Raw genomic sequence first — 24,449 nt, forward strand, 5'->3', positions numbered from 1 at the left:
TATCGTGAGCAAGAGCGATCAGACGCCACCACGCGCACGCAGTAACAGCGGCCAGACCGCCGCCACGCCAGCGGCCGATTTCCGCCGCCGTTTCTGGCGCCGGCTGTTTGCGCGCATCGACACCGATGGCGCCTCACCCCGCGCCGCCTTGTGGCGCGGGGTGGAATCGATCGTCTTCGTACTGCTGACGCTGCTGTTGTCGCAATGGATCGCGCCCGAGGATCCGTTCGGCATTCGCGCGGAGTTTCCCTGGATCTGGATGGTGCCGGCGATTCTGGCGATGCGTTACGGCAGCGCCATCGGTGTGGTGTCGGTACTGACGCTGGTGGCCGGCTGGTATGGCCTGGCGCACTGGCATCTGGTGGGCGTGACGGCAAACATGGCGGGGCCGGCGGCGGCAGGTGCCGGCATGCAAGCGCCTGAGGTCTTTCCGCAGGTGTATTTTCTGGGCGGCCTGGTGCTGACCCTGCTGTGCGGCCAGTTTGCCGAAGTCTGGAATGCGCGCAGCCGTCGCCTGCGCGCCATCAACGCCTATCTGGACGAGCGCCTGACCATGCTCACCAAGAATCACTTTTTGCTGCGTCTCTCGCATGAGCGGCTGGAGCAGGATCTGCTGTCCAAGCCGCTGACGCTGCGCGAATCGCTGGACCGCATGCGCGCGCTGACGCTGGATCAGAATCGCCACGCGCCGGCGCGGCTGCCGGCGGCCGAGGCGTTTTTGCAGATTCTGGTGCAGAGCTGCCAGCTCGAGGTGGCTTCGGTGCATGCCTGCGACGAGCAGCGCCAGATCAGCCCGACGCCGGCGGCGACGCTGGGCAAGACCAGCGAATTCAGCGCCGACGATCCGCTGGTGCGGCACAGCCTGGAGTTCAACAAACTGGCGCACGTGCAATCCGAAGCGATCAGCCAGAGCGGGCGCAACCAGAGCCGCTATCTGATCTGCGCGCCGCTGCGCAATTTCGACGGCGAGCTGTTCGGCCTGCTGCTGGTGGAAAAACTGCCCTTCGTGGCGCTCAACGAAGATGCGCTGCAATTGCTGTCGGTGCTGATCGACTACTACGCCGACGGCATCGAAATGGGCCTGAGCACGCGCGCGGTATTGCAGCAGGTGCCCGAATGTCCGCCTCAGCTGGCGGTCGACATGGTGCGCCTGCATCACCTCAAACGCAGCACCGATATCGATTCTTCATTGGTGGCGCTGGTGTTCGGCGACGATGAGACCTCGCGCGACATGTTCGAACAGGTTCGTCGCCTCAAGCGTGCCGCCGACGTCATCTGGTCGTATCGCGCCGACGGCCGCAACGTGCTGATCAGTCTGCTGCCGCTGGCCGGCAGCGCCGCCGTGGACGGCTATCTGATGCGCATCGAAAGCGTCTCGCATGCACAGTTCGGCAACAAGTTTCTGAGCAATTTTGCAGAAATCCATACCGCTCACCTGGGCCGGCAACAAGTGCCCCAACTGCTGGCCAATCTGGTGGAACGCTGTGCTGTATAAACTTTCAATCGCCGGTTTCAGCTTCGAGCTCGCGTCCATCGCGATGCTGCTCCAGCTCGGCCATAGTCCCTTGCTGCTGGCCTCCTATCTTGCGCTGCATCTGGTGTCGAGTGTGCTGTTCGGTCTGGCGCTGGCTCTGGTGGTGCCGCAGCGTTACCGCCAGCCGCGCTTCTGGTTGCTGGCGTATCTGATGGCCTTCAATTTCTTCATTCCGGTAGCCGGCATTCTGTGCACCGCGCTGGCATTGCTGGTCGGCGTACTGTGGCCGAAGAAGGCCGACGATCAGGATTTCGATACCACCAGCTCGCCCGAATTCGTCACCGTGCGCAAGCGCGAAGGAACAGGTTTTCGCGGCAATCGCGTGCGCGCGCAACTGAGCAATCTGGCGACGCCGCTGGATGAACGGCTCAACGCGCTGGTAGCGATCCAGCATACGCCGACGCGCAGCAGCGGCGAATCGCTGCGCAATCTGCTGGCCGATCCGGCCGACGACGTGCGTCTGCTGGCCTACGGCATTCTGGATGGCAAGGAGAAGAAGATCACCCAGCGCATCGTCGATACCCGCGCGCGCCTGGCCGAGGCCGACGCAGCCAGCGAAACCGGCTCGCAGGCTTTGCTGCATCAGCAGATCGCCGAGCTGTATCAGGAGCTGGTGTATCAGAATCTGGTGCAGGGCGATCTGCTCAATTATTCCTGCGACCAGATGCGCGAACACGCCCGTGCGTCGCTGGCGATCGACCCCGAGCAGGCCGGACTGTGGTTCATGCTGGTGCGGCTGGAGTTGACGATTTCCAACGCCGCCGGCGCGCGCGAGGCTTTGCAGAACGCCTATGAGCACGGTTTTTCGCGCAACCGCCTGTTGCCGTATATGGCCGAGCTCAGCTTTCAGGAACGCGACTTCGACGCGGTGCGCAAGCTGTTCATCGAAATGGCTTACGACCCCAGCGTCTCGTCCACACCGCAATTGCATCGTTTCTGGCGCCATGGCCGTCGCAATGTGGCGCCCGTTCATGCCGCACCGGGAGGCGGCCGCAGATGACTCAGGATCAGAACAACACCAGGCCGGGCGCTCCCGATCCGTACGATCGCAAGGCAGCCGATTGCGACGTCATGCTGCTGCTGGAGGGGACCTTTCCCTATGTCAGCGGCGGCGTCTCCAGTTGGGTCAATCAGATCATTCGCGGCTTTCCCGAAATCCGTTTCGGCCTGTGTTTCGTCGGCAGCCGCCGTCAGGACTACGGCGCGCCCAAATATGCGCTGCCGGATAACGTGGTGCATCTGGAGACGCATTATCTGCATGAGCATTTCGACCTTGCGACCAAGCCGGGCGCCACGCGCACACGCGGCAATGCCAGCGCCTATGAGCGGATGGATGTGCTGCATCAGAAATTCCGCAGCGCCGGCGGCGCCGTCTCAAAGGACGGCGAGCCCGCCAGCCAGACTGAGCTGAGTGCCTTGCTGGCCGAATTGACGCCGCTGCTGGCGGACGGTCAGGCGCTGGATGAAGCCTCGTTCTTGTACAGCAAAAACGCCTGGGATTATCTGACCGAGCAATATCGGGCCTTCTGCACCGATCCCTCCTTCGTCGATTATTTCTGGACCGTGCGCATCATGCACACGCCGATCTGGACCCTGGCCAAAGTGGCGCGGCAGATGATTCCGGCGCGCTGCTATCACACCATTTCGACCGGCTACGCAGGGTTTCTAGGCAGCCTGCTGAAAATGCAGACCGGCCGCCCGCTGTTGCTGTCGGAGCACGGCATCTACACCAAGGAACGCAAGATCGATCTGTTCCAGAGCGAGTGGATACGTGACAACCGCAACGTGTTTGAAAAGGATTCTTCGCAGATTCCTTACTTCCGTGATCTGTGGATACGCTTTTTCGAAGCGCTGGGGCGGCTCTGCTATCAGGCTTCGAACCAGATCGTCGCGCTCTACGAAACCAACCGTCTGCGCCAGATCAATGACGGCGCACCGCCGGAACGCACGCGCAACATTCCCAACGGCATCGACCTGCCGCGCATGGCGAAGCTGCGCGCGCAGCGCAGTGCGGCGATTCCGCCGGTGCTCTGTCTGCTGGGGCGGGTGGTGCCGATCAAGGACGTCAAGACCTTCATTCGCGCGATGCGCTCGGTGGTGATGCAGTATCCCGAAGCCGAAGCCTGGATCGCCGGGCCGGAAGACGAAGACAAAGCCTATGCCGAGGAATGCCACAGCATCGTCGAAGGCCTGGGGCTGACCGGCAAGGTCAAGTTCCTGGGCTTCCAGAAGATCGATGACCTGATGCCGAAGATCGGGCTGGTGGTCTTGTCCAGCATCAGCGAAGCCTTGCCGCTGGTGCTGCTGGAAGGCTTTGCCGCCGGCGTGCCGGCAGTCGCCACCGACGTCGGCTCCTGCCGCCAGTTGATGTACGGCCTGGATGAAGCCGACCGCGCGCTCGGCGCCGCCGGCGAGGTGGTCGGCATTGCCGAGCCGCAGGCGCTGGCTAGCGCCGCGGTCGGCCTGCTGACTGATCCGCAGCGCTGGCATGCGGCGCAGGCCGCCGGCATCGCGCGCGTGGAACGCTATTACACGCAGGACATGATGTTCGGCGCCTACCGCAGCCTGTATCACGAGGCGCTGGCGCAGACCCCGCCGCCGGCAGCGGACGGCGCGGCAACTCCGGCTTTGCGCTGCCCGGTAAAACACTAGAGATCAGGATAGAACTCCACCATGGCCGGTATTGGATTCGAACTACGCAAGATCCTCAGGCGCGACAATCTGCTGTCGCTGCTGCAGGCCTATTCCTATGCGGCGCTGATCAGCTCCGGCTCGTGGATCATGTCCATCGTCGGCATCCTGATCATCGGCGTGATGAGTCACGCGGTGATCGTGCCGGGCAATGTGGTGGTGCAGTTTCAGGTCAGCATCACCTATGTGATTTCGATCTCGCTGATCTTCACCGGCGTGTTCCAGCTGGCGCTGACACGCTTCACCGCCGACCGTCTGTTCGAAAAGGATATGGCGTCCATCCTGCCCAATTTTCATGCGGTGTCGTTCACGGTGACGGTGGCCGGCGGCATCGGCGGCCTGTTGTGCGTGATGTTTCTGTTTCCGCAGCAGAGCGTGCTGTACCGCCTGTTGCTGCTGGCCGCCTTCGTCATCATGTGCAATATCTGGATCGCCACGATTTTTCTGTCCGGCATGAAGCAGTACAAGGCGATTTTCTGGATGTATGCGCTGGGCTACACCATCACCGTGCTGGCGGCGCTGAGCTTGCGCGGCCTCGGGCTGGAAGGTCTGATGGCCGGTTTCGTGATCGGCCAGGCTGTGCTGCTGATGGCGATGATGGCGCTGATCCTGCGCAATTTCGAATCGGATCGCTTCATCTCTTTCGAGTTTTATCGCAAGGACTTGCTGTATCCCTCGCTGATGGCGATCGGCTTTTTCTACAATGCCGCGATCTGGGTCGACAAGATGATGTTCTGGTTCACGCCCGAAACCAGCCAGGCTGTCATCGGCCCCTTGCGCGCTTCGGTGATCTACGACTTGCCGGTGTTTCTGGCCTATCTGGCGATCATTCCCGGCATGGCGATCTTCCTGCTGCGCATGGAAACCGATTTCGTCGAAGACTACGACGCCTTCTATGAAGCCGTGCGCAGCGGCGCTTCGCTGGAAACCATAGAGAAGCATCGCAACGGCATGGTGGAAACCGTGCGTCTGGGCCTGTTCGAAATCATCAAGATCCAGACCATCGTCACCTTGCTGCTGATCGTGGCCGGCGAAGCGATTCTCAAATGGCTGGGCATCTCCACGCTGTATCTGCCGTTGCTGTACATCGACATCATCGCCGCCAGCCTGCAGGTGGTGCTGCTGGGCATTCTCAATGTCTTTTTCTACCTCGACAAGCGCGCCATCGTGCTGTGGCTGACCGGCGCGCTGGTGGTGCTCAATGTGGTGCTGACCTGGATTTCGATCGCGCTGGGCCCGGCCTTCTTTGGCTACGGTTTTGCCATCGCGGTGTTTCTGGTGGTGCTGGCCGGCTGCATTCTGCTGTCGCGCAAGCTGGAGGTGCTGGAATATGAAACCTTCATGCTCCAATAGCCTCCGCGCGCCTGCCCGCATGCCGCTGGCGGCGTTGCACCTCCTTGCCGTACGCCGTACTGCCTGCGTCGGCGCGCCTTGCCATCGGCACGCGGGCAGGCGCGCGGACGCGTGAGAAGCGTTGCACCTCCTTGCCGTACGCCGTACTGTCTGCGTCGGCGCGCCTTGCCATCGGCACGCGGGCAGGCGTGCGGACGCGTGAGAGGTGTCGCACCTTCTTGCCGTACGCCGTACTGCCTGGGTCGGTGTGCCTTGCGATCGGCACGCGGGCAGGCGTGCGGAGCCTGATACCTCTCAGCTCGCCCACAAACGCTCGAAATCGTTGACGCGGAAGCGTTCGACCAGCGCGTCGATGAACAGCCTGTCCTTGGCCGGCAGGTGGGCGCGCGTCTGGAAGGCGATGTTGATAGTCAGGCGCGGCAAGTCCCAGTCATCCAGCACCGGCACCAGGCGTCCGCTCAGCAGATCGTCGTAGACGATGTATTTGGGCTGCACCAGAATCCCCATGCCGGCCAGCGCTGCCTGCCGCAGGATCTGGCCGTCGTTGGCTTCCAGCAGCGGCCGGATTCTGCTCACGATCTTTTCATTGCCGCGTCGCAGCGGCAATTCATTGGGCGTATCCGACAGCGCGTAATTGAGGATGTGATGGCGGTTCAGATCGGGCGGCAGCACCGGCACGCCGAACTTCTCGATATAAGAGGGCGCCGCCGCCAGAATGCGCCGGGTCTCGGCCAGCCGGCGGATCGTGATGTTGCTGTCGGACTCCACCTGGCGCGTGCGGATGGCGACATCGACGCCGTTCTCGATGATGTCGTAATAGCGGTTGGCGGCGATCACTTCCACCTGAATATCGGGATAGCGCCGGGTGAATTCCGGCAGCAGCGGCGCGATGTGCAGCACGCAGAATGAGAGCGAGGCCGTCACGCGCAGGCGGCCGGTGGGTTTGACCGCGGTCTCGGTGACCGAATTTTCCGCCTCGCGCAGATTGGCCAGGATGCTCTTGCATTGCTGATGAAACTGCGCGCCGGCGTCGGTCAGAAACAGACGGCGCGTGGTGCGCTTGACCAGTTGCACGCCCAGCCGCGCCTCGAGTGCAATCAGCGCACGGCTGGCGGCCGAGATGGAAATCTCCAGCGCCTCGGCCGCCTTGCTGATGCTGCCCAGATCGCCGACCTGAACGAACAGTTCTATTTCCCGTAAATGATTCATGCTTATTTCATACCTGTTATCCGAGCCATTTGCGCTTACTTTCCCGATTTATGCAAAAGAGATTATATATTTTGCTCTGTTTTCTCTTTAATCGTGAATATAGAATTGCGCCACAAGCTTGAAACAACAATATCCGGAGAAATCGCATGCCAGATCCGCACGCCACGCCAGCCGCGAAAAACCTGCCTTATTTCCTCGAGGAAAGCTCGGCCGAGGTGGTCAACTCGCGCATGGGCGATGCCGTCTCGCCGCGTCTGCGCGAGGTCATGAGCGTGCTGGTCAGGCATCTGCATGCGGCGGTCAAGGAAATCGAACCGACCCATGAAGAGTGGCTGACGGCGATCAGATTCCTGACCGAGACCGGCCAGATGTGCTCCGACTGGCGTCAGGAATACATTCTGCTGTCCGACGTGCTGGGCGTGTCCATGCTGGTCGACGCCATCAATCACCGCCGCCCGAGCGCGGCCACTCCGAATACCATCCTGGGTCCGTTTTACGTGGAGAACGCGCCGCACTATGAGAACGGCGCCAACATCTGCCTGGACGGCAAGGGCGAACCGATGGTGATCTCCGGCATTGTCACCGATGTGCACGGCAAGCCGATTCCGGGCGCCACGCTGGATGTGTGGCAGACCAATAACGACGGTTTCTACGACGTTCAGCAAAAGGGCATACAGCCGGACTACAACCTGCGCGGCGTGTTCAGCGCCGGGGCCGATGGCGGCTACTGGTTCAAGTCGGTCAAGCCGCGCCACTATCCGATTCCCGACGATGGTCCGGTCGGCAAATTGCTGGGCCAGCTGGGCCGCCACCCCAATCGCGCCGCGCATCTGCATTTCATCGTCAGCGCACCCGGTTACGAGCCGGTGATCACGCACATCTTCACGCCCGATTGTCCTTACCTGCGCGAAGACACGGTGTTCGGCGTCAAGCAGGAACTGGTGGCCGATTTCGACAGCATCAACGACGCCGCGCGCGCCGGCGAGCTCGGCACCACGGCGCCGTTCTGGAACGTGCAGTGGAATTTTGTGCTGGCGGATAAAGCCGCCTGATGCGGCACCGGCGCCGAGCCTGACCAGCCAGGCCATCACAAAGATACTTGCTGCAAAGTTCCTCATCGCGCCGCAATCGCGATGAAGGGATCGTTGCGCGACAACGATTTGCAACTGCTCCACATTCACTCACCCATATTTCACCAAGAGGAACTCATGAGCGACGTATCCACGACCAATAACGACATTCTTGAACTCAAGCGCCGGCTCAACGTGCTGGAAGCCGAAGCCGACATCCGCCGCATTCAGGCGCGCTACATGTTCCTGTGCGACACGCCATGCCCGGAGCCGGTGGCATCCGACGACGAGCGCATCGAGAAGATTCTGGAGCTGTATTCGGAAGATGCGATCTGGGAAGGCGTCGGCGAATACTACAAGGGCCAGTTCGGCCAGGCCGTGGGCAAGGCCGCGATCCGCAAGCACTTTCAGGCCTTCTGGGGCCAGAAGAAAGATCCGGAACTGCTGCTCAATGTGCACTACCTGACGTCCGAGCAGATTCATGTCAACGGCGACGAGGCCGATGGCCAATGGGTGCATTGCCAGCCCTGGATTTTCGGCGACGGCTCTTCGCTGCTGCGTTCCAGCCGCCTCAACAATCTGTTCAGGAAGGTCGACGGTGTGTGGAAGATTTCGCGCACCCGTACCGAGAACGTGTTCGTGGCGCCGCTGACCAAAGGCTGGGCCAACAACGTACCGACTTATTCGGAACTGATGCGCTGAGCCGGAATGCCGGTGCAGATCACTCAGCACAACTTCAACCTCGTCAACGGGAAATCGCGATGAGCAAGCAAACAGCAGACGCCGCCGACCTGCGCCGTCTGACCACCAAACATATTGTCATGTGGGATGTCCGCGGCGATACGGCGCAGCAAAAACGCGAGACGGCGGCCTTCGTCAAACGCAGTTTCGAGAATCTGGCCGGCAAGATTCCCGGCATGACGATGGTGGAAGTCGGGCTTGATGTCAGCGGCGTCGATTACGCCTGCGACGTGGTGCTGTACATGGAGTTCGAGTCGCCCGAATGGCTGGCCGCGTATGCCACGCATCCCGAGCATCTGCGCGTGAAAGAGGCGCTGGGCGATTGCCGCATTGCGCGGCATCAGGTCGATTATCTGGCGCCGGCCGGCATGGGCTGTGCCACGACTGCGGTGGAGGCATGAGCATGTACGAATTCACCTATACCGCCAACGCCTCGCGCGTGATTTTCGGGCGAGGCAGCCTGAACAGCATCGAGCAGGAAGTCGAGCGCCTCGGCGCCGGCCGCGCGCTGGTGCTGTGCACGCCCGACCGCCGCGAACTGGCCGAGCCGGTCGCCGCCTTGCTCGGCAAACGCTGCGCCGGCATCTACGCCGGCGCCATCATGCATGTGCCCATAGAAAGCGCGCGCGCCGCCACCGAACATGCCGGCAAGGTCGGCGCCGATTGCGCCATCGCCATCGGCGGCGGATCGACGGTCGGCCTCGGCAAGGCGATTGCGCTGGAATCGGCCTTGCCCATCATCGCGATTCCGACCACCTATGCCGGATCCGAAATGACGCCCATCTTCGGTCTCACCGAAAACGGCCTCAAGCGCACCGGTCGCGACGCCAGGGTCTTGCCGCGCACGGTAATCTACGATCCGCAGCTTTCATTGACGCTGCCCTTGCCGATTTCTTTCGTCAGCGGCCTGAACGCCATGGCGCATGCCGCCGAAGGTTTGTATGCGCGCGACGGCAATCCGGTCATGTCGCTCATGGCGGAAGAGGGCATACGCGCGCTGGCCAAGGGTTTGCGCGCGCTGAAACAGGATGCCGCCAATCCGGACGCGCGCAGCGATTGTCTGTACGGCGCCTGGTTGTGCGGCACCGTGCTGGGGCAGGTCGGCATGGCGCTGCATCACAAGCTGTGTCATACCCTGGGCGGCTCCTTCAATCTGCCGCATGCGGAAACCCACGCCAGTGTCTTGCCGCATGCGCTGGCCTACAACGCCGCCGCCGCACCGGAGGCCATGCGTCGTATTGCGCGGGCGCTGGGGGCGTCGGAAGCGGAGGCAAACGATCCGGCTGCCGCAGCGCTTGCCTTGCATGCCTTGTCGCAGGAGCTGGGTATTCCGGCCGGACTGAAAAGCATAGGCATGCAGGAAGACGATCTGGACCGCGCTTGCCAGATCGCGCTGGCCAATCCTTACTGGAATCCGCGCGCCATCGAGCCGCAGCCTTTGCGTGCGCTGCTGCAGCGCGCATGGTCCGGCGTTGCGCCTCAGCCTGACTAGCCGAAAGTAACGAGCGGAGAGCAGCGAGTGGCGAGCGCAGCAACCTGGTGTGGATGTTGCATGCTGGCGCATCATCTTTCTTGACGCAGGCGGGAGGCGGGCATGACCACGTTCAACAATATGGATCTGAATCTGCTGCGGGTGTTTCAGGCGATTGCGGACGAGCGCAGCCTGACGCTGGCCGGGCATCGCCTGCACATTTCGCAGCCGGCCGTCAGTTCTGCGCTGGCGCGTCTGCGTGTGGCGTTCAACGATCCGCTGTTCATCCGCACCAAGGACGGCATGAGCCCGACCGCCACCGGCGCCGAACTGGCCAAGCCCATCGGCCGCGCGCTGCAAGCGGTGCAGGAGGCGCTGCGTTACGGCGAAGAGTTCGATCCCGCGACTTGCACGCGTACCTTCCGCATGTCGATGACGGATGTGGCCGAGATGGAATTTCTGCCGCACATCTGCGAGAAGCTGAAAGACCTCGGCCCGCGCATCAAGCTGCAGGTCGAGCAATTGCCGCCTTCGCAGATCGAAGGCGCGCTCAAGACCGGGCAACTGGATTTCGCCATCGGCGACTTGCCGGTGCTCAAGCCGCTGACCCGTTTCGAATTCCTGTTTCGCGATTCCTATGTCTGCATGACGCGCAAACGTGCCGGCCTGCCGCAGCGCCGCCACCTGACGCTGGCTGAATTTCTGGCGATGACGCACGTCGTGGTCAAGTCGGTGGAGTGCAGCCACGTGCAGCTTGAGAGCGAGTTCAAGTCCAACAATATCCATCGCGAAATCACCCTCGAAGCGCCGCATTTCTCGGTACTGCCGCGCATCCTCGCGCGTTCGGACCTGGCCGCCACGCTGCCGCGCGGCAGCGCCAACGTCTTCAATGAAGACGGCCGTCTGGCCGTCTACGAATTGCCGGTGGCATTGCCGACGGTCGACATTACGCTGCACTGGCACGGCGACTTCGACGCCGACCCCGGCGCCAAATGGATGCGCGAGCTGTTCATCGACCTGATGCGGCGCAAGGACGTGGCCGGAGAGTTTACCTACGCCAGCTAGCGTAGAGCCGTTTGCCTGAAATCCGGCGTTCAAGATGCAGGCACTTTCAGTACAGCCGTCCTGGCTGCACCCCTGCAAGATTGCCTGCGCCGTTCAACGCGTCCTTCCTTACTTCCTTTATTTCTTTATTTCCCTTCGGCAATCATTTCGTGCCTCTGCCGGCGTGCTCTGAAAGCCCGTCGCACCAAAAAATCTGACTTGTATTTATTTTTTGGTTGTATCATCAAACAATACAGTGTTTCTTTTGATGATATTTTGTTTCGAGGCTAATTGTGTAGTTCAGGGTAAAAGGGGGGAATAAAATGTTTGCCAGTCTGAAAATCGGTGGCCGGCTCCGTCTGGGGCTGGGGTGCATTCTTGTGCTGTCTTGCGCCGCGACGGCGGTGGCGATATGGAATCTGGAGTCGGTCTCGCGGGCATCGTCGGCGATGATGCAAAGGCCGCTCATGAAAGAGCGCCTTAGCAGCGACTGGTATCGGGCGATTGACTCCGGCATCATGCGCACTACCGCGATCGCCAAGAGCAGCGACACTTCGCTGTCGGCATTTCTTGCAACGGAAGGTCCCAAACGCTCCGGCGATTTACAGGACAACATCGGCGCCTTGCTGGAAACGCCGGAAGAAAAAGAACTGTTTGCGAGAATCGGAACGCAGCGCAAGCTGTATCTGGCCGCGCGCGACAAGGTCAGCAAGCTCAAGGCGGAAGGGCAAGCGGAACGAGCCTTGCAGGTGCTGGAGCAGGAATATGTCCCGGTCGCCAAGGCTTTTCAGCATCTGATGCAAGAGTTGCTCAGCGTGCAACGCAAGCAGATCGACGCCATCAATGCCGGTATTGAAGAAACCGCCCGCCGCAGTCGCAGCTTGCTGCTGGTGCTTGAAGCGCTGGCAATTCTGCTGGGCCTGCTGATTGCGCACTTGCTGGCGCGTTCCATCATCAGACCGCTGGCGGCGGCAGTGCTGGTCGCCGAGCGGGTCGCCAAGGGCGATCTGACGGCTGACATTCAGGTCAATTCCAAAGACGAGGTGGGGCAACTGCTGGCTGCCTTGCGCTCCATGAATCTGAGCCTGAACACGCTGGTGGCCAACATTCGCAAGAGCATCAACAATATCGCCCTTGCTTCATCGGAGATCGCCAGCGGCAATATGGATCTGTCGATACGCACCGAGCAGCAAGCCTCTTCGCTGGAAGAGACGGCTGCCGCGACAGAGGAGATTGCATCGACCATCAGGCTCAATGCGGAGAGTGCCGGGCGTGCGGATCAAAACGCCGCGGCCGCCAGTGAGGTCGCGGCACGCGGCGGACAGGTGGTGGCCAAAGTGGTCGCCACCATGAGCGCCATCAATGAATCCTCGCGCCAGATCGCCAATATCATCGGCGTCATCGACGGCATTGCGTTCCAGACCAATATTCTGGCGCTTAATGCGGCAGTCGAGGCGGCGCGCGCCGGCGAGCAGGGCAGAGGTTTTGCGGTGGTGGCGTCTGAAGTGCGAAGTCTGGCGCAGCGATCCGCCAATGCCGCGAAGGAGATTAAGGCGCTGATCACGGATTCGGTGGAGCGCGTCGACGGCGGCACGCTGCTGGTGGCGCAGGCCGGAGCCACCATTCATGAAGTGGTCAACAGCGTGGAAGGAGTGGCGTGCATCATTCGCGAAATCAGCGGCTTCAGCCAGGAGCAGGCCACCGGGATATTGCAGATCAGCGGATCGATCAATCTGATCGACGACGTCACGCAAAAAAATGCGGCACTGGTCGAAGAGGCCTCGGCAGCGGCGGCCGCCATGAAAGACGAGGCGGCGGTACTGGCCAGGCTTGTCAGTGTCTTCAACTTGAGCGATGCGAGCGAAACGGTGGAGGCAGACCGGCATCCTTCAGATTTTTCGGGCAATCGCCGGCATGCCGTTCTGATCGCCTGAAATCCGCTGACGCATACCACCAGGGCGTCACCCCGGGTGTGGGGTGTGCGCCGTCTTTTTCGGGCAGGGCAATTGAAATTGACGGTTCCAGCCCTGGCGGCAGCAGTCTTCAGAGCTGAAGAAATGCCATTCTCGAGATGGGTGATTTGTTTTGCTTGCTGGAACGACGTATCATTTTATGGTAGTGTACTCAGCCTTGAATCATCGTTCAGATAGCCCTGGGCGCCGGCAACTGCCGCGAACGCCGGACATCAGCGCTGTCAGTTGATTTGCCGCCGCCCGGTCGGGGCTGACATATGCGGAAGCATCTGCCAGAATGGCGCAGGCTTGCAGCCCTTGAAGATGAGGCGAGTTCAGGCGAAATTCAGACGAAATCAGGCAGACATCGCCTCGTGCTCTTATCTGTATATTTGTCTCTCCATGAAAAAGAACGTCACGCGTGACGCTGAGCAACAAAGGAATTTTTTATGAGTTATACCGTTGATGCGGTAAGCAAGGCGATCGAGCTGCTGTTTTTGGTGGCGGAAGAGGGGGGCAAGGGCGTGACCGAACTGGCCAAACGCTCCGGCAATACCAAGGCGCGCGCCTTCCGATTGCTGACGACGCTGGAAGAAAGTGGTCTGGTCAGGCGGCAGTTGCCGATGGCGACCTACAGTCTCGGCTACCGCGCGCTGATCATCGGCACGGCTGCTCAGGCGCAACTGAGTCTGATCGATGTGGCCAAGGATATCCTTGAGCCCATCGGCCGCGAATGCAATGAGAGTGTCCTGGTGCGTATTCGCGATGGCGCCGAAACCGTATGCGTGGCCTGGTGGGATGCTCCGCATGCCTTGCGGGTTCACAGTCAGCTGGGAGATCGCCGGCCCCTGTTCGTCGGCGCCTCGGGCAAGCTGTTGCTGGCGCATGCGCCGGAAGAGATTCAGGAGGGCATTCTGACCGGCAAGCTTGAAAAGTTCACGCCGAATACCATCGTCAAGCGTACCGAGCTGAAAAAGGAATTGAAGAAAATACTGGGCGATGGCTACAGCACCTCGTTCTCGGAAAAAGCGGCTGACATGGTGGCGGTGGCCGCCCCGGTGCGCGACGCTACAGGCGCCGTGATCGCCTCATTGTCGATGACCGCGCCGGCCAGCCGGGTGCCGCAGGACAGTCTCGGAAAGTACATTGCCATCATTCAGTCGGCCGCCATCAGATTTTCCGCCGCGCTGGGCTATGTGGAGGACTGAGAAATGATCGTGATGCCGTAGCGGTCGCTGACCGAGCCGATTGAAAAACCGCAGATTGCGATCTGCGGTTTTTTTTCGTCCCTGCAATGACTGAGCGATGACTGAGCACAGATATCCGAAGGTGCTTTGCCCGCGATCGTTCGCAAATGCAGCGGATGCCTGGGATTGTTGTGAGCTCGTTTTCAATTTGACGCGAGTCGCAACATCGCATCCCCTGAAAAATTGTTCCGTGCTCCCTTTTGTTGCAGATTTGATGCGAGCCCCCGTTTTTTTTCCGAGGGATGTGAAAAAAAAGAGACGCTGCATTTTTGTGCTTTTTGCAGTGCGCAAGATTTGTCTGGTGCATTGCCCTTGAAATCGCGTTCTGTTTTGCATTTTCACGGTGCGGCATTGCGCAAAATTGAACTAAATCCGGGCATTTTTTATGGAAGCATTTTCTTTAATGGTGTATCGCTAAATGATACGATATATTTCTTGATGAAACATGGTTGACGTCGGCAAGGTGCTTGCTTAATATCTCATCTATCGTTACGTTGGTTTGATAGATGAAACGATTGCCAAGGGGTAAAAGTCAGGCTAACTGCCGTTAAGGCGTTACATAGGGAGATGTAAATGAAAAAGTCAGTACTCGCGCTTCTCGGTCTGAGCGCGTTCGGGGTTGCGCATGCGCAGAGTAGCGTCACCATTTACGGCGTCGCGACCGCCGGTATCGGATATGTGGACAAGGTCGTCACTACCGGCCGCAACACAGGTAACCGCATTGGTCTGGATTCTGGTCAGTACACGCAGTCGCGTCTCGGTTTTCGCGGTGTGGAAGACCTGGGCGGCGGCCTGAAGGCGGACTTCGTCATCGAAGGCGGCTTCACGATGGATAACGGCGCCTCCGCACAGAACGGCGCAACCTTTGGCCGTCGCACCACGATCGGTCTGAGCGGTGCTCTCGGTACGATTGAAATGGGGCGTCGCAAGGACTACACCGATTTCATCGCGAATCAGTATTCCACTGCATCGCGCATGCTGCCGTTCACCGGCAAGGTACATGGCAACAATATGGATCGCGCCACCGGCGAGCGCGCCAACAACATGCTGTATTACCTGACGCCGAATTTCGGCGGTTTCCAGGCCAATCTGGCTTATGGTTTTGGCGAGCAGGCCGGTTCCGCAACGACCGGACAGTCGCTGGGATTCGGGGCCAACTACGAGAACGGGCCGTTCGGCATAGGTTTCGCTTATTGGCAGTCGAAGAAAGCGGCAACCGTCGGTTCCGCCACCACCAACACCAGCAGCGATCAGGGCGCATCGAGCAACGCCGGATGTAACACCACGGCTCTGGGCAATGCAGGCGATACGTGTATCAAGGTCTTCATGCTCGGCGCCAACTATGACATCGGCGCGCTGACCTTGCGCGGCGAGTGGTCGAATGTCAAGCAACCGCTGATCAACGCCTCATCCGGTGCTGCGCCGAATTTTGCGACGACGTTTACGTCGACTGCCGGCAGCGGCGCGTTTTCGGCCGGCGGCATCAACAACTCGAAGGCCAACATCTTTGACGTCGGCGCCGACTACAAGATGGGGGCATGGCTGTTCAAGGGTAGCGTCATCCATTCACGCTATGACTTCGTCGGTGCATCCAACAAGGGCAAGTTGACGGCGCTGGTGCTGGGTGCGGATTACACCCTGTCGAAGCGCACCTTGTTGTACGGGATGGTCGCCAATCTGCGCGCATCCGACATGTACAACCCGGGCCTGACCAGCAATGGCGCGCCGGGCGCCGACAGCGCACAGAATGCGCTGGCCCTGGGCATCATGCATCGCTTCTAAGGTAGTAAGTAGTGTAGTGGCTGTTGAAGTAGCTCTTGAGGAGTCCCTTTTTGCCAGTCCCGCTCGCGGGATTGGCTTTTTTCCTCGGAGTCCGGCGGTAATCTTTCCGGATTGCCGGGCGGCAGATGTTCGGTGAGCATCGAGGCCCGGGCGGCAGTCCGACGGCGCCGGTCTGGATCTTGCGTCCGGGAAAATAGGCTATTTTTAAATGAAACAGAATCGGAGGTTTGCATGATGTGGAATACGGTGAGAAAGCTCTTTGGCATAGGCCTGCTGGTCTGTCTGTCGTCTGCTGCCTTGGCCGCAGATCTGAAGATAGGTTTCAAGGCGGAAGTCACATCGGCTGACCCTCATGTACTCAACGGCGCAAATCGCAATGTCTGGGCCCACGTCTACGATTCTCTGGTCGATCAGGATCATCAGTTGCGTCCCAAACCGGGCCTGGCGCTCAGCTGGCGCATGCTCAATCCGAGCACCTGGGAATTCAAGCTGCGCCCGAATGTGAAGTTTCATAATGGCACGGTGATGACGGCTGATGACGTCAAGTATTCGATCGAGCGCGCCATGCATCTGAGCGGGCCGCGCACCTTCCGTTCTTATCTGAAGGATGTGGACAGCGTCAGCGTCAGTGCGCCGCTGACCATTCAGGTGAAAAGCAAGCGCGTCAGTCCGACCCTTCCCGAAAATCTCGGCTTGATTGCCATCATTCCCAAGTCGCTTGGCGATACCGTCAGCGAAGAGAGCTTTGCCAGCGGCAAATCGGCAATCGGCACCGGCCCCTATAAATTTGGCAGCTGGGCGCACGGCCAGAAGATCACGCTGAACAAGAATCCGGATTACTGGGGCGAGAAAGAGCCCTGGGATAGCGTGACGCTGCAGTTCATTCCGCGTGAGCCGGCGCGTGCAGCGGCATTGCTGTCGGGTTCCGTCGATATCATCAATGACATCACCTCAAACATGGAAGCTTCGTTCAAGAGCTTTCAGATTTCTTCGGTCACTTCTTACATGCTGAACTATCTTGCGCTGGATCAGTTCCGCGACAGTTCGCCTTTCGTCAAGGCCGCCGATGGTTCGCCGCTGAAAAAGAATCCTTTGAAAGACCTGAAGGTACGTCAGGCGCTGATGACCGCCATCAATCGCGACGGCATCATCAAGTTTCTGATGAAGGGCGATGCCACCGCATCCGAGCAGTTGGTGCCCAAGGGCTTCTTCGGCTATGACCCCACGCTCAAGCTGCCGGCCTACGATCTGGCCAAGGCCAAGGCGTTGCTGGCTGAAGCTGGTTATCAGAACGGTTTTCAGTTGACCATTCACTGTCCGAACAATCGCTATATCAACGACGCCAAACTGTGCGAAGCGGTAGCGCAGGTTTTCAGCCAGGTCGGCATCAAGACCGAAGTGGCGACCATGCCTTATTCAGTGTTTCAGACTCGCGCGTTCGGCGGAGGCCCCAACGGTGAGCCGGAGTTCAGTGTCTTTCTGGTCGGCAATGGCGCTGTCACCGGCGACTCGCTCACCGGCCTGATCTCAAGCATTCACTCATTCGACAAGGCCAGCGTGACAGGGGTCAGCAACTATGGCCGTTACAGCAATAAGGAGGTGGACGCCCTGATCGACAAGGCGGCTGCCACCACCGATGAAAAAGCCCGCAGCCAGCTCCAGCAACAGGCAGCGAAAACGGCATTGACGGACGGCGCCATCATTCCGCTGCTGCATCTGAACGCGGCCTGGGCCATGAAGAAAAACCTGTCCATTACGCCGCGCGCCGACGGCTTCACGATGGCGATGGATATTCGTCAGAAATGAAGCCGGCCGGATCCGGAAGATAAAAAAAGAAACCGGAGGACGGCAATGGAAGGGGCCTGCCGTCCCGCTCCGGCTTGATGCAGTCAGACGTCACCATGAGCAAACTCATGCCGTCTTTGGGAGGTCCTGCTTTGCAGTTCCAGTCGTCGCATGCACGGCGAGGCCGTTTTTTTTATATCCCAGCGAAGAGACGGGGTCATTGTCCGGCCTCTCGCCATTTGCCTTGATTGCAGCGAGCAGGCCTCATCTCTTGCGCCGCCCATTGCCACCCATTTCATATTCGATAGCACTCTCTAAATCATGAGTCAGTCAGGCAACAAATCCTATCCGCAGATGGCGGAGGGGCCGGGCTTTGCCCGAATTTCAGAAACCGGGGCCGAGGCGTCCGGCGATATCTCCTTCCGCGTCTTGCGTGATGTCATGGTGCGCATGCGCGACGGCGTGCTGCTGGCGACCGACATCTATCTGCCCGCTACGATGGATGCCGGTACGCAGAAGCTGCCGGTCGTCCTGGAGCGTACGCCTTACGGCAAACATCTGCCCAGCCGCAGCGAATGCAGTGCGGAGGATGCACGTCCCCTGTCGCGCGAGCAGGTGGCGCTGCACTTTTTGCGGCATGGCTATGTCGTGGTGTACCAGGATTGCCGCGGGCGCTACGCGTCCGGGGGCAGTTTCGTCAAATACACCAGCGACGCCGAAGACGGCTATGACAGCTGTGCATGGATCATCGACCAGCCTTGGAGCAACGGCCGTATCGGCAGCATCGGCCTGTCGTATGCGGCGCATACGCAGGCGGCCATGGCCAGCCTGGGCGCGCCGGGCCTGGTTGCCATGTTTCTCGATTCAGGCGGTTTTTCGAATGCCTTTCAGGGCGGCATCCGGCAAGGCGGCGCATTTGAAATGAAGCAGGCCACCTGGGCGCTCAGGCAGGCGCTGGAAAGTCCCGAGATCAGCAACGATGCGCAACGTCAGGCCCGGTTGCGGGCGGTCGACATGCGTGAATGGTTCGGCCGCAGCCTGGAATGGGCGCCGGGAAATTCGCCTCTGAGCGAGGCTCCCGAATATGAAGACTATCTCTTCGATCAGTGGCGCCGCGGCAGTTTCGATGATTACTGGCGCCAGCCCGGCCTCAATGCGCAAACCTATTACGCCGCTTTCAGCGACGCGGCGATGGTGCACATGTCTTCCTGGTACGACCCGTATCCGCGCACGGCTACCGAAAATTATGTCGGTCTGTCATTGCGCAAGAAAGGGCCGGTGTGCCTGATTCTCGGCCCGTGGATACATGGCAATCGTTCCGTGAGCTATTCCGGCGATGTCGATTTCGGGCCGGAAGCGACGCTGGACGGACATCTGGCCAGGAACTTCCTGGAGCTGCGCAGGCGCTGGTTCGACCGCTGGCTCAAGGCGGATGAGCGGGCGCCCTCGCCGTTGCCGCCCGTGAGTCTGTTCGTGATGGGCGGTGGCAGCGGCCTGAAGGATGCTGCCGGTCGCATGCAGCACGGCGGCGTATGGCGTTCGGAGCAGGACTGGCCACTGCCCGATACCCGGCCTGTCGCCTATTACCTGCATGCCGATAGCCGTCTTTCAACGCAGGCGCCGCGGCAGCAGGATGCATCCCTGAGCTATCGCTACGATCCGCACCGGCCGGTGCCGACCATCGGCGGCGCCGTGACCTCCGGCGAGCCGCTGATGGTGGGCGGCGCCTTCGATCAGCGCGAGTCGGCCGCCAGTTTCGGCTCGCAACTGCCATACCGCGCCTTGTCGGAACGCGATGACATTCTGGTCTTTCAGTCGGCGGTGCTGGAGGAGGATGTCGAAGTGACCGGCGTTGTCACTGCGACCTTGTGGATCTCGTCGGATTGCCCCGATACCGATTTCACCATCAAGCTGATCGACGTCTATCCGCCCAACGCCGATTATCCGGAAGGTTTTGCCATGAATCTGACCGACGGCATTCTGCGCACCCGCTATCGCAATTCGTGGGAGCAGCCCGAGTTGATGGAGCCGGGGCGTCCTTATCTGATTCATATCGAAGCTTTTCCTACCAGCAATCTGTTCAAGCGCGGCCATCGCATCCGGATCGATATTTCGAGCAGCAATTTTCCTCGCTTCGACTGCAATCCGAATACCGGGGAGCCCGAAGGGCGGGCGACCCAGGTCCGTATCGCCCATAACCGGGTCTATCTCGATAGTTTGCATCCATCGTTTGTCAGCTTGCCGACCATTCCGGCAAGGAGCCATTGAGCAACGGGGCGCTGGTGCGATTCCTGCTGTATGCGTGGGAGAGGGGTGGGCGAGGCTTGAAACAAGTCCCGGCCTGAACATAAGGCTGTTTCTTTGTGTGAAACAGGGTTTTGAAAAATGTACTTTTTGCTTTGACTTTGTATCAATCAGTAATATATAGTATTGTCTAGTGAGACAAATTAGTGCTGAGCAAAGTGTGCCGGATAGCGAGAAATCTGTAGCCAGGCGGGCGTGTCTGAATGCGGTGGATTGCATCTCCGGTCGGTCAAGGCGACGAAGCAAGTTGATGAGCGGAGCATGCAATGTTTGAAATGCTGTTTAGGCGCGCGCTGCAAAGTGTGCTGGTGATTTTTGTGATGTCGATCATGGCTTTTGTCGGCATCAATCTGGTCGGCAATCCCATTCATTTATTGGTCGCGCCGGATGCCTCGCTGGAAGAAATTCAGCGCGCCTCCCATGCGCTGGGTCTGGACCTGCCGATGTATCAGCAATATCTGCGCTTTCTTAGCAATGCGCTGCATGGCGATCTGGGCAATTCCTTTGTCTTCAACCGTTCCGCGCTGGCGCTGATTTTCGAGCGCATGCCGGCCACTTTTGAGCTGGCCGTCATGGCGCTGCTGCTGTCGGGACTGATCGGCATCCCGCTGGGGATGTGGTCGGGACTGCGGCCGGGCAGCCGTCTGCACAAATTTGCGATGGGCTTTTCCATCCTCGGCGTGACCATTCCGGTTTTCTGGCTGGGGCTGATTCTGATTCTGGTGTTTTCGGTGAATCTGGGCTGGCTGCCTTCAGGCGGCCGCGGACCGACTAGCTCGCTGCTCGGCATCGAGGTCAGTTTCCTGAACTGGGAGGGCATCAAATTCATGCTGCTGCCGGCCTTCACCCTGGCGCTGCACAACGTCGCACTGGTGATGCGCATGACCGAAGCCGGCACGCGTGAGGTCGCCGTGCAGGAGTACGTCAAATTCGCGCGGGCCAAGGGCGTCAGTCCAAGCCGTCTGATGTTTCGTCACATCGCGCCGAACGTGATGATTCCCATCGTCACGGTGATGGGGATCGAGTTCGGCCATCTGATTGCGTTCTCGCTGATCACCGAAACCATCTTCGCCTGGCCCGGCATGGGCAAGCTGATCATCGATTCGGTGCTGCAACTGGATCGGCCGGTAGTGGTGGCCTACCTGATGGTGGTGTTGCTGCTGTATGTCGTGATCAATTTTGTCGTGGATGTGCTGTACCTGATTCTCGATCCGCGCCTGCGAACAAAATCGGCCTGAAGCCAAGGATCAGGCTGCTCAGACAAAACGCCGCTTTCTGATTGAACGCCTTCGCCAGCATGCGAAGGGTAACAAGTCGCGGGTCATTCCGCCCTCTGAAAATGAAGATGAACGATATCGATTCAGGCCTGGTCGCCACGCCTAAAGTTAATCCGGATGCGCCGCTGGCGCGTCCCGAAACGCCTACCCGTCTGTTGCTGCGGCGTTATTTCAAGAGCCGGGTCGGTTCCATCGCGGCGATCCTCCTGCTGTTGCTGATTGTGGTCGCCGTCGCGGCACCCTTGATCGCGCCGCAGAATCCTTACGATCTGGCGACGGTTTCCATCATGGAGGCCGAGCATGCGCCGGGAACCACCAGCAGCGATCAGAAGATCACCTATCTGCTGGGCACCGACGGCGCCGGGCGCGACATGCTCAGCGCCATTCTCTACGGACTGCGCATCAGCCTCGGCATAGGCGTGACCAGCGCCCTGGTGGCCTTACTGATCGGTACCTGTGTCGGTCTGATCTCGGCTTACTTCGGCGGCAAGGTCGATGCCTTGCTGATGCGGATTGTCGACGTGCAGCTGAGCGTGCCGACCATCCTGGTGGCGCTGGTGTTGCTGGCGGTATTGGGGCAGGGCGTGGATAAAACCCTGATGGCGCTGGTGCTGGTGCAGTGGGCCATCTTCGCCCGCAATGTACGCGGCGCGGCGCTGGTCGAGCGCAGCAAGGAATACATCGAGGCTGCCGTCGGGCAGGGCTTGCCGGCACGCCACATCATGTTTCGGCATGTCTTGCCGAACTGTCTGGCGCCCTTGATCGTGACCACCACCAACCAGATGGCCAACGCCATCACGCTGGAGGCGACCATGAGCTTTCTGGGCATCGGTCTGCCGCAGACCAAACCGTCGCTGGGTTTGCTGATCTCAAATGGTTTTGATTACATGCTCTCCAATCAATACTGGATCAGCGTCTTTCCCGGCGTTGCGCTGGTGTTGCTGGTGGTCTCGGTCAGCCTGGTGGGCGATCAGTTGCGCATCGTTCTCAATCCCAAGCTCGACGCCTGAGGCGTACAAGGAAAAATCATGGCACTTCTGGAAGTAAAGAACCTGGTGACTGAATTTCATACCGAGGGCGGTGTGGCGAGGGCGCTGGACAATGTTTCATTCACGCTGGAGCGCGGCAAGGTGCTCGGGATTGTCGGCGAGTCGGGCTCGGGCAAGTCGGTCACGGCATTCTCGCTGATGAACCTGGTGGATAAACCGGGCCTGATCTCGGGCGGCGAGATCATGTTCAACGGCGAAAACCTGCGCACCGCATCGGTCAAACGCTGGAGCCAGCTGCGCGGAGATCGCATCGCCATGGTGTTTCAGGATCCGATGATGTCGCTCAATCCGGTCATGCGGGTCGGCGCGCAACTCGCTGAAACCGTCGCCATCCACAGGAAAGCCTCGCGTTTGGAAGTTGAGCAGCAGGTGCTGGAAGCGCTCAAGCGCGTCGGTATTCCGGCGCCGGCCGAGCGCATGAAGGCTTATCCGCATGAGCTGTCGGGCGGCATGCGCCAGCGTGTGGCGATTGCCAACGCCATCATCAACAAGCCGGACCTGATCATCGCCGATGAACCGACCACCGCGCTGGACGTGACGATACAGGCGCAGATTCTGTACGAGATGAAACATCTGGCGCGCGAGAGCGGCACCGCGCTGATCTGGATCACGCACGATATCAGCGTAGTCAAGGATCTGGCCGATGAGGTGTGCGTCATGTATGCCGGACGCATCATCGAGCGCGGTCCGGTGGCGCAGATCATCAATCATCCGCTGCACCCCTACACGCGCGGTCTGATCGATTCATTGCCGCATGCCGAGAATCATGGCAAACGCTTGTATTCCATCCCCGGCGCGACCCCGCCTTTACTGTCATTGCCGCCCGGTTGTTCATTTGCGCCGCGCTGCTCAAGAGCCAAGCCGGGTTGCGGCATGACCCCGCCCGTGTTCCGGGCGGAAAGCCGTGAGCACCGCTGCTTTTTTCCTTTAGCCTAAATCATGACGACCATGCTTGAAACCAGAGAACTCAGCAAAAGCTTCAGCCTGAAACGCAGCAGCCTGTCGCGTGCCGCCGGCGCCCTCGGCCTTTCCAGGCAGGAGGACAGGCGCGTGTATGCGGTCAATGAAGTGTCGCTGAGCGTGGACCAGGGCGAAGTGCTCGGACTTGTCGGCGAATCCGGTTGCGGGAAGTCGACGGTGGGGCGCATGATTGCCGGCTTGCTGCCCGCCACCAGCGGCGACCTTGCATTTGAAGGCAAGGACATGAGCCGCCCGAGTGTGGATACCCACCTGAATATTCAGATGGTGTTCCAGAATCCCTATGCCTCGCTCAATCCACGTCAGCGCGTGGATCAGGTGATCAGCGAAGCGGCGATCTATCACGGCCTGATCCGAAAAAAAGACGCTTCATCTTTCGTCGCCGGCCTGCTGCAACAGGTGGGGCTGGATGCAAGTTACGCCAGCCGCTATCCGCACCAGTTCTCCGGCGGTCAGCGCCAGCGGATTGCGATTGCACGGGCGCTGGCGCTGAATCCGAAATTCATCGTCTGCGACGAAGCGGTATCGGCGCTGGACGTGTCGGTGCAGGCGCAGATTCTGAATCTGTTCATGGACTTGCGCGAATCGAAGGGCCTGACCTATCTCTTCATCAGTCACAACCTCGCGGTGGTGGAATACATCGCCGATCGCGTCGCCATCATGTATCTGGGACGCATCGTGGAACTGGCCGATACCCGTTCGGTCTTCGCCCGTCCCAATCACCCTTATACACAGGCGCTGATCGCCGATGCGCCGCGCCTGGATGCCAAGGTGGTCGAGCACCGGCCGATTCAGGGCGAGCTGCCGAGTCCGCTGAAGCCGCCATCGGGCTGTACTTTTCACCCACGCTGCCCGCATGCCATGCCGCGCTGTTCGCAGGAGCGTCCGGCGCTGACGAGCATTGCTCCCGGCCATTGGTCGGCCTGCCATCTCAACGATACCGGCGCCTCAGCCTGACCATC

General features: G+C 60.1%; 19 protein-coding genes. 18 read left to right on the forward strand and 1 reads right to left on the reverse strand.

The window, feature by feature from the left end; all coding sequences use genetic code 11:
• The first annotated feature begins 4 nt into the window (after positions 1–4).
• The 4 genes from PQR62_RS15095 to pelG are packed head-to-tail and all read left to right on the forward strand — an operon-like array spanning position 5 to position 5,578.
• A complete protein-coding gene (locus tag PQR62_RS15095) occupies positions 5–1,495 on the forward strand; it encodes a PelD GGDEF domain-containing protein (RefSeq protein ID WP_408158791.1) in 1,491 nt (496 codons plus the stop codon).
• A complete protein-coding gene (locus PQR62_RS15100) occupies positions 1,485–2,534 on the forward strand; it encodes a tetratricopeptide repeat protein (protein WP_408158792.1) in 1,050 nt (349 codons plus the stop codon). Before PQR62_RS15095 ends, PQR62_RS15100 begins: the two co-directional genes overlap by 11 nt.
• Positions 2,531–4,186 (forward strand): GT4 family glycosyltransferase PelF, encoded by a 1,656-nt coding sequence (pelF, locus tag PQR62_RS15105; protein WP_408158793.1) that lies wholly within the window; start codon positions 2,531–2,533, stop codon positions 4,184–4,186. Before PQR62_RS15100 ends, pelF begins: the two co-directional genes overlap by 4 nt.
• Before the next feature lie 21 nt (positions 4,187–4,207).
• Positions 4,208–5,578, forward strand: a complete 1,371-nt coding sequence (pelG, locus tag PQR62_RS15110; RefSeq protein WP_408158794.1) for an exopolysaccharide Pel transporter PelG — start codon at positions 4,208–4,210, stop codon at positions 5,576–5,578.
• Positions 5,579–5,872: 294 nt separating this feature from the next.
• Here pelG and PQR62_RS15115 read toward each other — a convergent pair whose 3' ends face one another.
• Positions 5,873–6,787 carry a LysR family transcriptional regulator gene (locus tag PQR62_RS15115; RefSeq protein WP_408158795.1) on the reverse strand — a complete coding sequence of 305 codons (915 nt, stop codon included), beginning with the start codon at positions 6,785–6,787 and terminating at the stop codon, positions 5,873–5,875.
• A gap of 146 nt (positions 6,788–6,933) precedes the next feature.
• Here PQR62_RS15115 and PQR62_RS15120 point away from each other — a divergent pair, with 146 nt between their 5' ends.
• The 14 genes from PQR62_RS15120 (at position 6,934) to PQR62_RS15185 (ending at position 24,444) form a co-directional block, all read left to right on the forward strand.
• Positions 6,934–7,839 carry an intradiol ring-cleavage dioxygenase gene (locus PQR62_RS15120; RefSeq protein ID WP_408158796.1) on the forward strand — a complete coding sequence of 302 codons (906 nt, stop codon included), beginning with the start codon at positions 6,934–6,936 and terminating at the stop codon, positions 7,837–7,839.
• 156 nt (positions 7,840–7,995) lie between these two features.
• Positions 7,996–8,559 (forward strand): nuclear transport factor 2 family protein, encoded by a 564-nt coding sequence (locus PQR62_RS15125; protein WP_408158797.1) that lies wholly within the window; start codon positions 7,996–7,998, stop codon positions 8,557–8,559.
• Between the two features lie 59 nt (positions 8,560–8,618).
• Positions 8,619–8,999 (forward strand): Dabb family protein, encoded by a 381-nt coding sequence (locus tag PQR62_RS15130; protein WP_408158798.1) that lies wholly within the window; start codon positions 8,619–8,621, stop codon positions 8,997–8,999.
• A gap of 2 nt (positions 9,000–9,001) precedes the next feature.
• Positions 9,002–10,090, forward strand: coding sequence for a maleylacetate reductase (locus PQR62_RS15135; protein ID WP_408158970.1), 1,089 nt, complete (start codon positions 9,002–9,004; stop codon positions 10,088–10,090).
• 102 nt (positions 10,091–10,192) lie between these two features.
• Complete coding sequence (locus PQR62_RS15140; RefSeq protein WP_408158799.1) at positions 10,193–11,134, forward strand: LysR family transcriptional regulator; 942 nt, start codon at positions 10,193–10,195, stop codon at positions 11,132–11,134.
• 302 nt (positions 11,135–11,436) lie between these two features.
• Positions 11,437–13,047: a methyl-accepting chemotaxis protein gene (locus tag PQR62_RS15145; RefSeq protein WP_408158800.1), complete on the forward strand. Its 1,611-nt coding sequence runs from the start codon at positions 11,437–11,439 to the stop codon at positions 13,045–13,047.
• A gap of 467 nt (positions 13,048–13,514) precedes the next feature.
• On the forward strand, positions 13,515–14,273 hold the full coding sequence (locus PQR62_RS15150) for an IclR family transcriptional regulator (RefSeq protein ID WP_408158801.1): 759 nt from the start codon (positions 13,515–13,517) through the stop codon (positions 14,271–14,273).
• 612 nt (positions 14,274–14,885) lie between these two features.
• On the forward strand, positions 14,886–16,094 hold the full coding sequence (locus PQR62_RS15155; protein WP_408158802.1) for a porin: 1,209 nt from the start codon (positions 14,886–14,888) through the stop codon (positions 16,092–16,094).
• A 246-nt stretch (positions 16,095–16,340) separates the two neighbouring features.
• Positions 16,341–17,900, forward strand: a complete 1,560-nt coding sequence (locus PQR62_RS15160; protein ID WP_408158803.1) for an ABC transporter substrate-binding protein — start codon at positions 16,341–16,343, stop codon at positions 17,898–17,900.
• Between the two features lie 300 nt (positions 17,901–18,200).
• Entirely contained in the window at positions 18,201–20,147 is a 1,947-nt protein-coding gene (locus PQR62_RS15165) for a CocE/NonD family hydrolase (protein WP_408158804.1), read from the forward strand.
• Between the two features lie 302 nt (positions 20,148–20,449).
• A complete protein-coding gene (locus tag PQR62_RS15170) occupies positions 20,450–21,421 on the forward strand; it encodes an ABC transporter permease (RefSeq protein ID WP_408158805.1) in 972 nt (323 codons plus the stop codon).
• A 101-nt stretch (positions 21,422–21,522) separates the two neighbouring features.
• A complete protein-coding gene (locus PQR62_RS15175) occupies positions 21,523–22,470 on the forward strand; it encodes an ABC transporter permease (RefSeq protein ID WP_408158806.1) in 948 nt (315 codons plus the stop codon).
• A gap of 18 nt (positions 22,471–22,488) precedes the next feature.
• Positions 22,489–23,445, forward strand: coding sequence for an ABC transporter ATP-binding protein (locus PQR62_RS15180; RefSeq protein WP_408158807.1), 957 nt, complete (start codon positions 22,489–22,491; stop codon positions 23,443–23,445).
• A gap of 3 nt (positions 23,446–23,448) precedes the next feature.
• On the forward strand, positions 23,449–24,444 hold the full coding sequence (locus PQR62_RS15185) for an ABC transporter ATP-binding protein (RefSeq protein ID WP_408158808.1): 996 nt from the start codon (positions 23,449–23,451) through the stop codon (positions 24,442–24,444).
• Positions 24,445–24,449 lie beyond the last annotated feature (5 nt).

This window comes from Herbaspirillum lusitanum (assembly GCF_046025995.1).
Lineage (GTDB): Bacteria > Pseudomonadota > Gammaproteobacteria > Burkholderiales > Burkholderiaceae_D > Herbaspirillum > Herbaspirillum lusitanum_A.

Coding starts and splice junctions, on each gene's coding strand:
- pelF (WP_408158793.1), top strand. CDS start 2,531: ATGACTCAGGATCAGAACAACACCAGGCCGGGCGCTCCCGATCCGTAC.
- pelG (WP_408158794.1), top strand. CDS start 4,208: ATGGCCGGTATTGGATTCGAACTACGCAAGATCCTCAGGCGCGACAAT.
- PQR62_RS15115 (WP_408158795.1), bottom strand. CDS start 6,787: ATGAATCATTTACGGGAAATAGAACTGTTCGTTCAGGTCGGCGATCTG.
- PQR62_RS15120 (WP_408158796.1), top strand. CDS start 6,934: ATGCCAGATCCGCACGCCACGCCAGCCGCGAAAAACCTGCCTTATTTC.
- PQR62_RS15125 (WP_408158797.1), top strand. CDS start 7,996: ATGAGCGACGTATCCACGACCAATAACGACATTCTTGAACTCAAGCGC.
- PQR62_RS15130 (WP_408158798.1), top strand. CDS start 8,619: ATGAGCAAGCAAACAGCAGACGCCGCCGACCTGCGCCGTCTGACCACC.
- PQR62_RS15135 (WP_408158970.1), top strand. CDS start 9,002: ATGTACGAATTCACCTATACCGCCAACGCCTCGCGCGTGATTTTCGGG.
- PQR62_RS15140 (WP_408158799.1), top strand. CDS start 10,193: ATGACCACGTTCAACAATATGGATCTGAATCTGCTGCGGGTGTTTCAG.
- PQR62_RS15145 (WP_408158800.1), top strand. CDS start 11,437: ATGTTTGCCAGTCTGAAAATCGGTGGCCGGCTCCGTCTGGGGCTGGGG.
- PQR62_RS15150 (WP_408158801.1), top strand. CDS start 13,515: ATGAGTTATACCGTTGATGCGGTAAGCAAGGCGATCGAGCTGCTGTTT.
- PQR62_RS15155 (WP_408158802.1), top strand. CDS start 14,886: ATGAAAAAGTCAGTACTCGCGCTTCTCGGTCTGAGCGCGTTCGGGGTT.
- PQR62_RS15165 (WP_408158804.1), top strand. CDS start 18,201: ATGAGTCAGTCAGGCAACAAATCCTATCCGCAGATGGCGGAGGGGCCG.
- PQR62_RS15170 (WP_408158805.1), top strand. CDS start 20,450: ATGTTTGAAATGCTGTTTAGGCGCGCGCTGCAAAGTGTGCTGGTGATT.
- PQR62_RS15175 (WP_408158806.1), top strand. CDS start 21,523: ATGAAGATGAACGATATCGATTCAGGCCTGGTCGCCACGCCTAAAGTT.
- PQR62_RS15180 (WP_408158807.1), top strand. CDS start 22,489: ATGGCACTTCTGGAAGTAAAGAACCTGGTGACTGAATTTCATACCGAG.
- PQR62_RS15185 (WP_408158808.1), top strand. CDS start 23,449: ATGACGACCATGCTTGAAACCAGAGAACTCAGCAAAAGCTTCAGCCTG.